This window comes from Heyndrickxia sp. FSL W8-0496 (assembly GCF_038007825.1).
Taxonomy (GTDB): domain Bacteria; phylum Bacillota; class Bacilli; order Bacillales; family Bacillaceae_C; genus Heyndrickxia; species Heyndrickxia oleronia.
In genome coordinates, this window is sequence record NZ_JBBOXX010000001.1 from 1,025,091 (window position 1) to 1,039,526 (window position 14,436).

Consider the following 14,436-nt stretch of genomic DNA (forward strand, 5'->3'; position numbering starts at 1 on the left):
ATTGAAAGCGAAATTATTCCTACTCAGCTGAAAATGTGTGAAAAGGGAAATGAAGAAAAATCGTGGGTTATATGATAATGAACATTTCGCGGCGAAAAAGATAGGAGGCATAAGAAATGAAGCTTGCAATCATCGGGACAGGAAGTCAATGTCAGCAACATTTGAGAGCATGGTTAACATTTAGAGAAGTCACAGTTGTAGGGATTATTACGCAGGATTCGACCTTACAGCAGGAGGCAGAGGAGAATGGGATTACGATTTATAATCGCTTAGAATCACTCATTCAATATACAGATGTGGATGTTATTGATATAGCCACACCGGTTAGCAGCCCCTTGGAGTTAGTGACAATGGCAGCGGAAGCTAATATTCATGTGATTTATGGAACATTAGCTGCAATTAGTAGTAATGAAGTAAGTAAGATGATTTCTGTTTGCAAGAAACATAAAGTACAGCTTTTAATGGGAAATACATACCGTCACACACCTGAATTTATTCAGGCAAGACATCAAATTAACAAGGGATTGATTGGAAAAACAGGTGTTATTCGAATAAGGAGTGGAATCCCGTATCCAAACAATGATGATCAAATAAATATAGATCGTAATTTATTTAATGAGGTGGGCTTACCTCATTTCGATTGGCTACGTTGGACATTTGGAGAGGCAGAAATGGTGATGTCAAGACGTGTAAATCATTCAGATATCGAGGGTACTCCCATCGAATATGGTTTTGTAACATTGCGTATGACGGATGGAACAATCGCTTATTTGGAATGTTCTTGGTCTGATTATGCACAGCATACTTCCTTTGAATTGACAGGAAACAAAGGAATGATTACATATGATAGTCAGGACAATAATCCACTGCTTTTACAAAATCATTCAAGCGCTTCAATAGAGTATAAGAAGGAAGGCTTGGATACCCGTATATTTCGTCATTACTTGCAATGTCTACTTGGGAATGAAAAGCCAGCTATGTCAGCAGAGGATGTAATGAAGGCATTGCAACTAGCAGATGCGGCGAATCAATCAGTTACACAAGGCCAGCCTGTTTTTCTTTCAAAAGGAGTGGAATGTCTATGAAAATAGGAATCATTAGTTTTGCACATATGCACGCCATAACCTATGCCAATTATGTCCAGGAACATCCAAATGCTGAATTATCTTATATTTGGGATGAGGATGAAAAACGTGGGAAAGAAATGGCTACAATGTTTCATTGTGTTTACATAAGCGATATTCATTCTTTTTTAAAAACGGATATTGAAGCGGTCATTATTTGCTCGGAAAATGCCAAACATAAAGAGCATGTCGTTTATGCGGCTGAGGCAAACAAGCATATTTTATGTGAGAAACCGCTCGCAACTGAAATTAGTGATGCAGAAGAGATGATTCAAGCCTGTGAACAGGCGGGTGTCATCCTTCAAGTGGCCTATCCAGTTCGCTTTGCTCCTGCTGTAGTAAAGGCGAAGGAAATAATTGATCAAGGCGATATTGGGGAAGTAATTGCAATCAGCGGGACCAATCACGGACAAATGCCCGATGGATGGTTTATCGAAAAAGCTCTTTCTGGAGGTGGTGCAGCAACAGACCATATCGTTCATATAATGGATGTCATTCGTTGGATTTTAAAGGACGAGGTAAAGAATGTATATGCTGAGTTTGATACAAGATTTTATGATATTGACGTAGAGGATTGTGGCATAGTCACACTTGAGCTTAAATCAGGTGTCATTGTTTCCATTGATCCGAGCTGGTCGAGACCAAAAACATTTCCGACTTGGGGAGATGTTACAATCCGATTTATGGGAACAAAAGGAAATCTATATGTGGATGCTTTCAAGCAGCATGCTACCTATTTTAATGATCATGATGGGAAAATACAGCATTTACCGTTAGCAGAGGATATGGATGAAAAACTGATCAATGATTTTATATCCTGTGTCCAAGAACAAAGAGAGCCATCCATCACTGGATTGGATGGACTTCGTACATTAGAAGTAGTAAAAGCTGCTTATGAATCCAACCGCAAAAAACAGGTCGTACGTTTAGAAACAACATGTAGTTGAAAGGGGAAGGGATATGTCAAAAAAACTAAAAATAGGTGTGATCGGCACAGGTTCAATTTCAGATTCACATCTTCGCTCTTATCAAAATAATGAAAATGCTGATATTTATGCTATATGTGACTTTAATGAAGAAAGAGTAAAGGCAAAGGCGGCAGCTTTTCAGGCAGAAAAAACGTATACGAATCATTTAGATCTTTTAAAAGATGCTGAACTAGACGCGGTGAGTATTTGTACATGGAATAATACACATGCTGAAATTGCCATTGATGCTTTGAATGCTGGTAAACATGTATTAGTGGAAAAACCATTAACGACAAGTGTTGAAAAAGCATTAAAGGTTGAAGAAGCAGTGAAACGGAGTGGGAAAAACCTGCAGGTTGGTTTTGTAAGAAGATATGCATCGAATACGAAAATCATAAAAAATTTTATTGATCATGGTGAATTAGGTGAAATTTACTTTGCAAAAGCGACTTGTATTAGAAGATTAGGAAACCCGGGTGGCTGGTTTGCTGATAAAGAAAGATCAGGTGGCGGTCCATTAATCGATATAGGTGTTCATGTGATTGATATTCTTTGGTATTTGATGGGCTGTCCAAAGGTTAAATCAATTAGTGGAAATACGTATTCGAAGTTAGGGAACCGGTCGAATATAGAAAATCTATCATTCTACAAAGCAGCAGACTATGATCCTAGTAAAAATAATGTAGAGGATATGGCAAACGCGATGATTCGCTTTGAAAATGGAGCGTCGATGTTAGTCGATGTAAGTTTCACTCTCCATGCAAAAAAGGATGAAATCGCGGTCAAGCTTTTTGGAACAAAGGGCGGAGCTGAGATTGAACCAGAGCTCTCCATTATTTCAGAAAAACATAATACAATTTTGAATATCACTCCACAGGTTGACAATCTATCCTTTGATTTTGTCAAAGGCTTTCAAAACGAAATTGATCATTTTGTCAATGTCTGTTTAGGGGAAAAAGAAACATTAAGTCCAGTCCAGCATGGAGTAGAAATGATGAAAATATTATGTGGAATATATGAATCAAGTGAAAAAGGGAAAGAAATCTATTTTAATTAATTTTTACCCCATTTAATTAAGTAGGTGATATAGAAAAAGCCACAAAAAGAACAAGGCTGTACGAAAGAGATTCAACTTTCTACAGTCTTCTTTATTTTAGTTTTCATTCACTTCTAAAGGTGTAGTCTGTCCAGCAATGTCCAACGCTAGCGTCTATTTGAGGTGATGGCTCTTTTTTTGCCGACCAAAATACCTGCAAAATAGGTAAAGTTATACTACAATTAAAGAAAGGATAAGAATAGAAAGGAAGATATTATTGGACAATCAAGCCATTCATCCAGATATTCGCTTAATCGCACTCGACATGGACGGAACCTTACTTACTAATCAACAAGAAGTATCAAAAGAAAATAAAGAAGCCATTTCAAGAGCAAAGGCAATGGGAATACATATTGTCTTAACGACTGGAAGAAACTTTACGACCGCTCATCCATATGCAGAGGAGTTGAAACTAGATTCTTATATGGTAACAGTGAATGGAGGAGAAATATGGGATCCTTCATGTGAATTAATAGAAAGAAATTTTCTCCAAATAGACGATGTACAAAGAATGTGGGAATTAGCTAAACAATACAAAACCTATTTTTGGGCAATAACTCCTGAGCATATTTATCGAGAAGGATTCCCTAATGAACTGGTTATTTCAGAGCATAAATGGTTAAAATTTGGTTTTGACGTTGAAGATGATGTCATTCGACACACTCTATTAGAAGAACTAACAAACCGAAAGCTTCAAGTAACCAATTCTAGTCCGACGAATCTAGAGGTAAATCCTTATGGAGTGAGTAAAGCGAGAGGCTTAGAAAAGGTTTGTTCTAGGATCGGGATTACAATGGAAAATGTGATGGCTATGGGAGATAGTCTGAATGATAGCTCAATGATCACAAAAGCCGGAGTAGGTGTGGCAATGGGAAATGCCCAAGAAAAGGTGAAGGAGATGGCTAATTGGGTAACAGCTACAAATGAGGACCACGGTGTAGCAAAAGCAATTCAGCATTGGGTGTTCAATAAGTGAGTGCACGTTATAAAATCCATCTTTACTAATAAATGCTAGTTTGAACAAGGAAATAGCGTCCTTTAATGAGGACGCTATTATCTATTGTTCAGCATGTTTTTATTATTTCGATTGATTTAAGTGTGATAAATTAGAAATGATTGATATGGTTTGTCTATATGTTTTATTCCGCTCAGGATCTTGAAGGAAATGTGCAGTAATTCGATCAATTAAAAATAATGCACTTAAGTCCAGACCCGGAGAGAAGTAACCATTTCTTATAGGGTGTATTGTCCATAGTACCTCGTGTGAAAGCGCAGTGAGTGGTGTATCGCCGTAGGCGGTGAAAGAGACAATTTTTACTCCATTTTCTCTTGCTTTTTCAAGTGATACTAAAAGGTCTCTTGTTTGTCCAGAACGAGAAAATGTAAGTAATAGATCCCCTTCCTTTAATAATCCACTTCTAATTACCATCAAATGAGGGTCCGTAACCGCTTCGGAAGCAAACCCCATCCGACTTAAACGGTAGTTTAATTCCTGAGAGGCTAAACCAGAACTACCTAATCCATAAATGAAAATCCGATTAGCTTCTTCGATTAATGATAGAACACGTGAAAAGGATTCTTTTCCAGATAAAGACTGGATATCTTGAAACATTTCTTTATATTGATTCTGTAATGTTTCGTCAATGTCATCGCTTTTTGCTGCATGATTTTGCCTAGCAAGCTTTAATTTGAGCTCTACAAAATTACGACAAGATACTTTTTTAGCAAACCTTGTAATAGACGCAACTGAGACTCCTGTTTTACTAGCAATATCTTTAATATGGCTATGGGACGCTTCATCTGGTGATGCTAAGAGGTAATCTGCAATTTGCCTTTCTTTATCTGAAAAGGAAGAGTATCTAGATTGAATATCCTCTAATAGTGAAGACACTTATAGCTCCTTTCTCCTTCGAAAAACAGCGTTATCCCTTTTTTATGACTTCAATAAATCGAGCGGTTATTTGCTGTGGTCTTGAAATGGCACCACCGACAACAACTGAATATGCTCCTAAATCCAATACCTGCTTAGCCATTTCTGGTGTGATGATATTACCTTCTGCAATGACAGGAATGGAAACGGATTGAAGGACTTTTTTTATAAAGTGAAACTCATTATCATATAGTTTACAACCTTTTGTTTCATTTGTGTATCCATATAGAGTAGTTGAGACACAGTCGAATCCAAGTTTTTCAGCATTCACAGCATCTTCAATCGTAGAAATATCAGCCATTAATTGAACATGTGGCCCCTTTTCTCTTATATATGAAACCAATTCTTCTAATGTTTCTCCCTGCGGTCGTTTCCGGAGAGTTGCATCAAGTGCAATCATCTCACAACCAGTTTCTAGTAAAAGATTTGCCTCGCGTTTTGTCGCAGTAATAAACACATCGCTATCGGAATAATCCTGTTTAATAATGCCGATGACAGGTAATTTTACTTCTTGTTTTATCGCAATAATATCTTCTTTCGAGTTAGCACGTATCCCAACTGCACCGCCTTGCTGTGCTGCTAACGCCATTTTTGCCATAATAAATGAGCTATGAAGTGGTTCGTCTGGAAGTGCTTGGCAAGAAGCAACAAGCCCTTTTTTTATGGTTTCTAACATCATTATTCGCCTACCATTTCTTCTATTTCATTTTTAATTATAGTTACATCAGGTCCATAAATAACTTGAATTCCTTTTCCCTTTGAAAGAACTCCTTTTGCCCCTGTTTTCTTCAGCATGTTTTCATCAACAGCTGTTTCATTTTTTACCGTTACACGTAAGCGAGTAGCGCAGCAATCAACATTTTCTAAATTCTCTTTCCCGCCTAATGCTTCTACAATCACTTGTGCACGTTCACTTTTATTATTGATAGATACTACTGCTTCACCTTCTTCTTCACGACCAGGTGTTTTAAAGTTGAATTTTTTAATAAAGAAAGTAAAAGTAAAGAAGTAAAGGAAGAACCAAATGACACCAACTACAGGTACGAGTACCCAATTAGTTTTCGCATTTCCTTGTAATATTCCGAATAAAATAAAATCAATGAAGCCTCCAGAGAAAGTTTGACCAATCGTAATATGAAGAATATGTGCAATCATAAATGCCAATCCATCAAAAAATGCATGTAATACATAAAGAAATGGTGCGATAAATAGGAAAGAAAATTCAAGTGGTTCGGTAATTCCTGTAAGGAAAGAGGTCAAGGCCGCTGAACCCATTAAACCTGCCACAATCTTTTTCTTTTCGGGTTTTGCTGTGCGATAAATCGCATAAGCTGCACCCACTAATCCAAACATCATTGTAATAAAACGTCCAGACATAAAACGGGATGTTCCAATGTAAAATTCTTTTGTATCTGGATCTGCTAATTGAGCAAAGAAAATTCGTTGTGTTCCTTCAATGAGGTGACCATCTACTACGAGGGATCCCCCAAGACTTGTTGTCCAAAATGGCATATAAAAAATGTGATGTAAGCCAAAAGGCCCTAATAAACGAAGGACAAAGCCATAAATAAATGTTCCTATATAGCCAGTTGCTTCGACTAAACCACCCATTTTAAAAATTCCGCTTTGAATAAAAGGCCATACAATAAATAGAACAACACCTAGAATAATTGCAGCAAACGACGAAATAATTGGTACAAATCGTGAACCACTAAAGAAGCCTAAGAATGGTGGTAGCTGGGTTTTATTAAAGCGATTATGAAGCCATGCAGCTACAATACCGACTACAACTCCACCAAACACACCTGTTTCTAATGACTGGATGCCAAGGACCATTCCTTGTCCAGCTGCTGCAGGATTCTCAATATTTATTTTTCCTGTAATTGTAAGAAGTGCAGACATTGTCGCATTCATTACTAAAAAGGCAAGGACTCCTGCTAAACCTGCTGTACCTTTATCAGATTTTGCTAATCCTACCGCAAGTCCAACAGCAAAAAGTAAAGCAAGATTTGCAAATACAATGTTTCCAGCACTAGACATAATCGTAAATACACCTTGAAGCCATGATATATCTAAAAATGGATAGGCTTTAATTGTATTAGGATTGGATAGTGCTCCTCCAATTCCTAGTAAAAGGCCGGCTGCTGGTAATACAGCAATCGGTAACATAAATGATTTACCAAATTGTTGCGCCTTTTCAAAGAAACTATTCATCATGTTACCTCCTTGTATGAAAATTATTTACATACACAGTATAAAGTATTACAATATAAAAAATCAACAAAATAATAAACGCTTTCATAATTATAAGAATTCGTAGGAGGGATAATGATGTTTAAATCTTTATTTAAAAAAGTGAATCAATCTATTATATTAAATGCGCCACTAGAAGGAACCTTTGTTTTATTAGAGGAAGTTCCAGATCAAGTATTTTCTGAAAAAATGATGGGCGATGGTGTAGCAATTTTACCTCAAAATAATCGATTGGTATCACCGATAGACGGTGAAGTGGTTGACGTTTTTCCGACAAAGCATGCGATCTCTCTTCGCTCCAATGAAGGTGCAGAGCTATTAATCCATATGGGCTTAGAGACCGTAAATCTAAAAGGTGAAGGTTTTGAAATAAACGTAAAAAATGGGGATAAAATAAGTAAGGGAACTCAGCTAGGTATATTTGATATAGAAAAAATAAAAAAACTAGGCTATGAAGTAATTACACCAATCATTTTGCTTAATGGCGATCACTATGAAATCAGTCACCGAATTCAACAAGGTGAAGCAGTGAATCATTCTGATCTAATTATGGAGCTTCGTAAAAAAGGATAAACGGAATGAGAGCAGCAATTTTAAGTATCGTAATCTAAAACGGGGAACGTGGTAATAACTATAAGATACTAGGCCAATATACATGGAATATTGATATCAAGCATTTCCTCCATATAGCAATGGGGGGATAATTTCCCCTTTTTATTTATGTTTGGCTTGTGATTCTTTGAATCGCAAGAATGTTAGGAGGAATCTCCTGTTTTCAAAAAAGTGTCATTCTATTCATTTCATTTATCGAATATTAATGTTAAATTTTGAATAGTCAAACAAAAAGAGGAGGAATATAATGAAAAAAATCATCCGAGTCACATCCCTTGTAGCTGCATTGTCAATAACAGCCGTGATGCCCTTTTCTGGAGGACTGTTTCAGGAAAGCGCATTTGCCGCTCAGGACAAAAGCGAATTCACCCCATATTATGGAACTGGTCCAAGCTATATTCAGCCCGAAAACATTGCCCATCTTTTTCCATCACCCCATGCACAATTCACAACTCCTGGCTTTACAAAGGGAAAGATTGCTTTTACAAGTCAGGAAGAAATGATGTCATTCATTAAAAAATTATCTAATAAAAATAAAAATGTTCATTTAAAGATTCTTGGTCAATCTTTAGAAGGAAGAGATATCCCGCTTCTTTTATTTACAAAAGATAACCCGGAAAAAATAAAGAATAATAAAAAGAAACCATTGATCTGGATACAAGGACAAATTCATGGTAATGAGCCTGCTGCTGGAGAATCGACACTTGTAATGGCTCAAATGTTAGCAGAAGGAAAACTAGGAGATGTGCTTGATCAGGTGAATATTGCCATCGTTCCGCGTGTAAATCCAGATGGGTCTTATAATTTTAAACGATATATTGCTACGAACCTTGATGCCAATCGTGATTATATAAAAGTGGAATATCCAGAGGTTCAATTAATTAATCAAGCTGTGAATGAGTATCAGCCAGAAGTCGTACTAGATACCCACGAATATACAGTGAACTCATCTTTATTAAAGAAATATGGGGAAAAGGGTTCGATTGCTTCCTATGATCTGCTCATTTCTCCTGCTAAGAACCTTAATATTCCAGAGCAGCTACGTAAAGCATCTGAGGGCTTGCTCCTTCCTGAGGTGCAAAAGGTACTTGATAAAGAAAAACTAACCCATCATGACTATTACACATTAGGTACCAATGATTCCGGAAAATTAGTTGCAACTGAAGGAAGTACAGAAGCAAGAATTGGTAGAAATGCTCTAGGATTAAAGAACACACTCACATATTTAATTGAGACACGTGGCATCAATATTGGACGTGAGAACTTTGAACGGCGCGTCTATGCACAAACTATTGCTCAAACCAATTTTATTAAATCTACGGCAAAACATGCTGATCAAATTAAAAAATTGGTAAGTAATGCAAGACAAGAAGTCATTGCAAAAGGAAAACGAATCGATGATAATGACAAGATTGTCATTACAAGCGAAAACAAATTGATACCTGATCAATTACTTGAAGTAATCGATCTTGCGAAAGGTGAAAGGACATCTATACCGATCGATTGGAAGGATTCCAATGAAGCTTATGCTACCCTTGAAAGGGAGCGTCCTACAGCCTACATCATGCCGCCAGCCTACCATGATATCGCGCGTAAGCTAGAAATTTTAGGAGTGAAAGTAGAAAAATTAAAAAAACCAACGAAACTTCAAATTGAAGGCTTCAAAGTGACTGATAATAAAGTTTCAACAACTCTAGAAAATGGTCACTATACGAATCAAGTAACAACAGAAGTTATAACAAAAGAACAAACCTTCCCTAAAGGAAGCTATGTTTTCAACATGTCTCAAGCAAATGCAAACCTCATTGCCATCGCCCTTGAGCCAGAATCCATCGACAGCTACGTCACCTTCAACTTCATCCCTGTTGAGAAGGGGGACGAAATTCCAATATATCGTTATATGAAGGAAGAAAATCTACCAACGAAATAGTTGCCAAACACCATTTATGCATTTTTAAGTGATATGCATGAATGGTGTTTTTACTTGTATTATAGGTACCAAACAAATAGCTTAAAGGTATGATTAGTAATAAACAAATATAAGGGACTCAATCATTCTTTATGTTATAGTGAAATGGAAAAAAGAAAATTTCAACCCAGAGAAGGTTTTAACATGGAAAAACAATTAAATAATAGGAATAAATCGATTCAACTCTTATATTCATTTGTTGTAGCGGCATTAGGTGGGTTAGTATTTAACTATATTCATATGCCGATACCCTGGCTTCTAGGTCCCATGGTGGTGATTTTCCTTCTATCAAGGATAGGGAAATTCACTCCTTATTGGCCAGTGCATATCCGGAATATAGGCTTAATTATTGTTGGATATACGATTGGACTTTCATTTACAAAGGATGCATTAATCCAAATTATTCATCAATCGCCATCCATGCTTCTAATGACCGTTTTACTCATATCATTTAGTGCGTTATTTGCTTTACTTATTTCAAAGTTAACTAAGATTGATTATCCAACTATTTTAGCAGGTAGTATCCCAGGTGGATTATCCCAGATGATTACGTTAGGCGAGGAAATGAAAGGAATTGATTTAACGATAGTAACGTTTCTCCAAGTAACTCGGTTAATGATGATTATTTTTGTTGTCCCGCTTCTAGTAATCAGCCCCATGTTTTCTGGAGGAGAGGTTTTTCATCTAACAGGATCTATAACGAAAATAAAACCACAATGGGCTGAACTTTTTCCGAATATCATTATTTTCACCATTGTTTGCGTGATTTTCGCTATTATAGGAAAGAAAATTAAATTGCCAACCGCTTACATGCTTGGACCAATTATTGGTACAGCCATACTAAATATTGGAGGGTTACATGGACCAAGTCTTCCATCAACGATAGTAGACATATCGCAATTTTTTATGGGAGGATATATTGGGACATTGATGAAGCCAGAACAATTAACAAATAAAGTGAAAATCATCATTTTCTCCTTGATCAGTGGATCTGTTCTTATACTAGCTTCAATCGGTCTAAGCTTCTTTTTAGCAAACCTACATCCGATTTCTCCAATTACTGCATTCCTAAGTTCAGCACCAGGTGGAATGGATCAAATGGGGATCATTGCTCATGAAGTTCATGCAGATTTGTCAATTGTAACTGGTTATCAATTATTCCGGATCTTATTTATTTTCTTTGCTGTCCCTCCATTGTTAAAATGGCTATTAACCTATTATTATCGGAAGAAGATGAATAGTGATTGATAGGTTAAGACTACTTATCGGTTTGCATATGAGAATCTATCAATCCTTTACTAGATTAAGAAGGAATTCACTAAATCAAATTTGAAGTATAAATATGTAATTATCGTCTATTGTAGCGATTAAAGGATTCAGAGCAGACTCTGAATCTTTTTTTGTAGTATTTTGTCATAATTTATTAATTATTGAAAGGCTGTGTTGATAGTTTATAAAATTAATAATAGTCAATATCTTGAAAAGGGTTACAAAAAAATCATTGACAATTGAAAACAATCAGAGTTATATTTTAGTCAAGAGGTAGTAACCAGTTCAAAAGCTTATAAGGAGTCGAAATGAGTGCTTAGTAGTGAAAGTAAAGTCCCGTTATATTATCAATTAGTTGATTTATTAGGGAAACAGATTAAGGAAAGTATGAAACCACATGATCAAATGTTGTCGGAGAGGGAAATTTCGACAAAATTTAATGTGAGTCGAACGACGGTTAGATTGGCAATGGCTGAGCTGGAAAAGATGGGTTATATCTATAAAAAGCATGGTAAAGGAACCTTTGTTGCTACCCTTGGTGAAAATAAGCAAAATCTAATGGAAAGCTATAGTTTTACCGATCATATGAGGAAAATTGGGAGGGTTCCAAAGACTGACGTACTTTCCTATGATGTAATTGAAGCCAATGAATACCTTGCCAAGCATATCGGTTTAACGATTGGGGAGGATGTTTTCAAGATCATTCGTTTAAGACTTGCAGATGAGATTCCGATGATGGTTGAAACTAGTTATATTCCTTTTAAAAAGTTTTCGAGTTTAACAGAAGAATTAGTAAAGATAAAACCTTTATATGAAATTTTTAAAGAGGATTTTGGAGAAGTCGTGAAAGCAGCTGATGAGGAATTCTCGGCAAGTATTGTCCCACTTAAAGAGGCACAGATTCTACAAGTACCAACAGATTCTGCTTGCTTGCGTTTAGTGCGCACCACATATAATACTGCAAATCAAGTGATTGAATTTACACTAAGTATTGCAAGAAGTGATCAATTTATTTACAAAATTAGACATATTAGATAAGAAATTAAGGAGTTGAACAGCATGATTGGAATCATATTAAGTGGGCATGGTCATTTTGCATCGGGTTTATATTCATCCATCAAATTAATTGCGGGTGAACAAGAGAATTTTGAAATCATTGATTATGTGGAAGGCATGTCCGCAGATACTTTAGCAACTAAGATTGAGGGAGCGATCCAAAACTTATCATCCTTAAAGGATATTGTTGTTTTTACTGATATTGCAGGGGGAACACCTTTCAATGAATCTGCTAAACTATCAGTTGCACATGGAAATGTAAGGGTTTTATCAGGAACGAATGCTCCACTTCTTCTGGATAGCTGTTTCAAAAGAAATGTATCAATCGATGAATTTATGGAAGAAATTATGCAATCTGGAAAAGAAGGTATGAAGGTTTTTAAAGTAAAATAATTTTTTTTAATATTAACTGGTAGTAACGTCATATCCAGCGATAAGAAAGGGGATTAATATGTTTCATTTATCTGAACAGGAACTAGAACGATTAGGGGCAAAAATCACAAGTAATGAAATTAAGCAGCAACCTATGTTATGGAAAGAAACATTAGAAATTTATTTGAAGGAAAAGGAAAATATTGATCAATTTTTAGATCAGCTTCGTGCACTTGGAAGAGTAAGAGTGATCTTCACTGGTGCGGGCACATCCGCTTATGTAGGCGATACTCTATTAACCTATTTAAAAAATAAAGTGGATGAAAATCACTTTTCACTAGAAAGTATTCCAACAACAGATATCGTCTCTAATCCTTATGATTCATATAAAAAGGATGTTCCAACCTTACTTGTCTCATTCGCGAGAAGTGGAAATAGTCCAGAGAGTATTGCAGCAGTAGAGTTAGGGAAACAATTGGTTGATCAATTTTATCAACTAAATATCACATGTGCAGAAACAGGAAAATTAGCACAGCAAACAAAAGGAAACCATTCACTCTTATTATTAATGCCTCCTAAATCAAATGATCAAGGCTTTGCGATGACCGGAAGCTTTACATGTATGATGTTAAGCACATTATTAATTTTTGATCGACACAGTGTAGAACAAAAGCAAGCCTTTGTTGAACAAATGATTGAGATGGGCAACCATGTCATAAAAAATGAAGATAAAATTCAAAACATTATAAATAGGGACTTTAATCGTATTGTTTATTTAGGTTCTGGCAGCTTAGCTGGATTAACTAGAGAAGCGCAATTAAAGGTTTTAGAATTAACAGCTGGACAATATGTGACCAACTTTGATTCATCTCTAGGATTCCGTCATGGTCCTAAATCATTTGTGAATGAACATACTGCAGTTTTTGTTTTCACATCGAATAATGAATATACAAGGAAATATGATTTAGATATTTTAGAAGAAATTAAGAGAGATGGGATTACAGATGTCATTGTCAGTATTTCAGTTGATCAAGAAACAAATTACTCAGGTGAATGCTTCGCTTTTTCTGATGGAAAGGACTTGGAAGATATCTATTTAGCATTTCCTTATATAATGTTCGCTCAAACCATTTCGATTATGGCTTCATTAAAAGTTGGTAATACACCGGATACTCCTTCGGCAACTGGAACCGTTAACCGAGTAGTAAAAGGTGTTACGATTCATGACTATCAAGGATAATCTGTTTTTTATTCATTTCAAAAATAATAAAAAGAAAGTGGGAATAATCAGTGAGTACACCCAATATTTTAGCCACACGAATTGACAATCGCTTAGTTCACGGACAAGTAGGGGTTACGTGGACAAATACATTAGGAGCAAATCTTGTCGTTGTTGCGAATGACGAGGTTTCTACAGATACAGTACAACAAAGCTTAATGGAAATGGTGTTGCCAGATACTGTTCAAGCTCGTTTCTTTACGATTGAAAAAACAATCAAAATTATTGGTAAAGCTGCACCTCACCAAAAAATCTTACTCGTTATCAAAACTCCGCAGGACGCTTTAAAGCTTGTTAAAGGTGGAGTGCCAATTAAAGAAATTAATGTTGGAAATATGCATTTTGCTGAAGGAAAGAAACAATTATCTGCAACTGTTTCAGTGGACCAAAATGATATCGATACATTTAAAGAACTAGATAAGTTGGGAATTAAATTAGATGTTCGGGGAATTCCAAGTGAACGTGGAAGAGATATGATGGATCTTTTGAAGAATGTATAATCTTGATA

General features: G+C 36.1%; 14 protein-coding genes. 11 read left to right on the forward strand and 3 right to left on the reverse strand.

Going from position 1 to position 14,436, the window contains the following annotated elements:
* The first annotated feature begins 116 nt into the window (after window positions 1-116).
* The 4 genes from NST63_RS05255 (at window position 117) to NST63_RS05270 (ending at window position 4,164) form a co-directional block, all read left to right on the forward strand.
* Complete coding sequence (locus NST63_RS05255; protein WP_341041484.1) at window positions 117-1,085, forward strand: Gfo/Idh/MocA family protein; 969 nt, start codon at window positions 117-119, stop codon at window positions 1,083-1,085.
* Entirely contained in the window at window positions 1,082-2,071 is a 990-nt protein-coding gene (locus NST63_RS05260) for a Gfo/Idh/MocA family protein (protein WP_341041486.1), read from the forward strand. The genes NST63_RS05255 and NST63_RS05260 overlap by 4 nt, the downstream gene beginning before the upstream one ends.
* Before the next feature lie 13 nt (window positions 2,072-2,084).
* Window positions 2,085-3,149: a Gfo/Idh/MocA family protein gene (locus NST63_RS05265; RefSeq protein ID WP_341041487.1), complete on the forward strand. Its 1,065-nt coding sequence runs from the start codon at window positions 2,085-2,087 to the stop codon at window positions 3,147-3,149.
* A gap of 256 nt (window positions 3,150-3,405) precedes the next feature.
* On the forward strand, window positions 3,406-4,164 hold the full coding sequence (locus NST63_RS05270; RefSeq protein ID WP_276513993.1) for a Cof-type HAD-IIB family hydrolase: 759 nt from the start codon (window positions 3,406-3,408) through the stop codon (window positions 4,162-4,164).
* Window positions 4,165-4,266: 102 nt separating this feature from the next.
* Here NST63_RS05270 and NST63_RS05275 read toward each other — a convergent pair whose 3' ends face one another.
* Genes NST63_RS05275 through ptsG form a run of 3 tightly spaced genes read right to left on the reverse strand, consistent with a single transcriptional unit; the run spans window position 4,267 to window position 7,332 of the window.
* Window positions 4,267-5,079 (reverse strand): MurR/RpiR family transcriptional regulator, encoded by an 813-nt coding sequence (locus NST63_RS05275; RefSeq protein ID WP_071975178.1) that lies wholly within the window; start codon window positions 5,077-5,079, stop codon window positions 4,267-4,269.
* 31 nt (window positions 5,080-5,110) lie between these two features.
* A complete protein-coding gene (locus NST63_RS05280; protein ID WP_212944759.1) occupies window positions 5,111-5,794 on the reverse strand; it encodes an N-acetylmannosamine-6-phosphate 2-epimerase in 684 nt (227 codons plus the stop codon).
* A 2-nt stretch (window positions 5,795-5,796) separates the two neighbouring features.
* Complete coding sequence (gene ptsG / locus NST63_RS05285) at window positions 5,797-7,332, reverse strand: glucose-specific PTS transporter subunit IIBC (protein ID WP_212944758.1); 1,536 nt, start codon at window positions 7,330-7,332, stop codon at window positions 5,797-5,799.
* Window positions 7,333-7,449: 117 nt separating this feature from the next.
* On the opposite strand from ptsG, the gene NST63_RS05290 reads away from it, so the two are divergent.
* From NST63_RS05290 to agaV, 7 genes are all read left to right on the forward strand, one after another.
* Complete coding sequence (locus tag NST63_RS05290) at window positions 7,450-7,944, forward strand: PTS sugar transporter subunit IIA (RefSeq protein ID WP_212944757.1); 495 nt, start codon at window positions 7,450-7,452, stop codon at window positions 7,942-7,944.
* 286 nt (window positions 7,945-8,230) lie between these two features.
* Window positions 8,231-9,913, forward strand: a complete 1,683-nt coding sequence (locus tag NST63_RS05295) for a M14 family metallopeptidase (protein ID WP_242598230.1) — start codon at window positions 8,231-8,233, stop codon at window positions 9,911-9,913.
* 183 nt (window positions 9,914-10,096) lie between these two features.
* Entirely contained in the window at window positions 10,097-11,200 is a 1,104-nt protein-coding gene (locus tag NST63_RS05300; protein ID WP_341041489.1) for an AbrB family transcriptional regulator, read from the forward strand.
* 333 nt (window positions 11,201-11,533) lie between these two features.
* Entirely contained in the window at window positions 11,534-12,259 is a 726-nt protein-coding gene (locus NST63_RS05305) for a GntR family transcriptional regulator (RefSeq protein ID WP_341041490.1), read from the forward strand.
* A gap of 21 nt (window positions 12,260-12,280) precedes the next feature.
* Complete coding sequence (agaF, locus tag NST63_RS05310; protein ID WP_341041491.1) at window positions 12,281-12,670, forward strand: PTS galactosamine/N-acetylgalactosamine transporter subunit IIA; 390 nt, start codon at window positions 12,281-12,283, stop codon at window positions 12,668-12,670.
* Between the two features lie 58 nt (window positions 12,671-12,728).
* Window positions 12,729-13,889: an SIS domain-containing protein gene (locus NST63_RS05315; RefSeq protein ID WP_341041492.1), complete on the forward strand. Its 1,161-nt coding sequence runs from the start codon at window positions 12,729-12,731 to the stop codon at window positions 13,887-13,889.
* Between the two features lie 50 nt (window positions 13,890-13,939).
* Window positions 13,940-14,428 carry a PTS N-acetylgalactosamine transporter subunit IIB gene (gene agaV / locus NST63_RS05320; protein WP_341041494.1) on the forward strand — a complete coding sequence of 163 codons (489 nt, stop codon included), beginning with the start codon at window positions 13,940-13,942 and terminating at the stop codon, window positions 14,426-14,428.
* Window positions 14,429-14,436: the final 8 nt, after the last annotated feature.

Bases quoted from the DNA above. Each gene is read 5' to 3' on its own strand.
- NST63_RS05255 (WP_341041484.1), top strand. From the start codon at position 117: ATGAAGCTTGCAATCATCGGGACAGGAAGTCAATGTCAGCAACATTTG.
- NST63_RS05260 (WP_341041486.1), top strand. From the start codon at position 1,082: ATGAAAATAGGAATCATTAGTTTTGCACATATGCACGCCATAACCTAT.
- NST63_RS05265 (WP_341041487.1), top strand. From the start codon at position 2,085: ATGTCAAAAAAACTAAAAATAGGTGTGATCGGCACAGGTTCAATTTCA.
- NST63_RS05280 (WP_212944759.1), bottom strand. From the start codon at position 5,794: ATGTTAGAAACCATAAAAAAAGGGCTTGTTGCTTCTTGCCAAGCACTT.
- ptsG (WP_212944758.1), bottom strand. From the start codon at position 7,332: ATGAATAGTTTCTTTGAAAAGGCGCAACAATTTGGTAAATCATTTATG.
- NST63_RS05290 (WP_212944757.1), top strand. From the start codon at position 7,450: ATGTTTAAATCTTTATTTAAAAAAGTGAATCAATCTATTATATTAAAT.
- NST63_RS05295 (WP_242598230.1), top strand. From the start codon at position 8,231: ATGAAAAAAATCATCCGAGTCACATCCCTTGTAGCTGCATTGTCAATA.
- NST63_RS05300 (WP_341041489.1), top strand. From the start codon at position 10,097: ATGGAAAAACAATTAAATAATAGGAATAAATCGATTCAACTCTTATAT.
- agaF (WP_341041491.1), top strand. From the start codon at position 12,281: ATGATTGGAATCATATTAAGTGGGCATGGTCATTTTGCATCGGGTTTA.
- NST63_RS05315 (WP_341041492.1), top strand. From the start codon at position 12,729: ATGTTTCATTTATCTGAACAGGAACTAGAACGATTAGGGGCAAAAATC.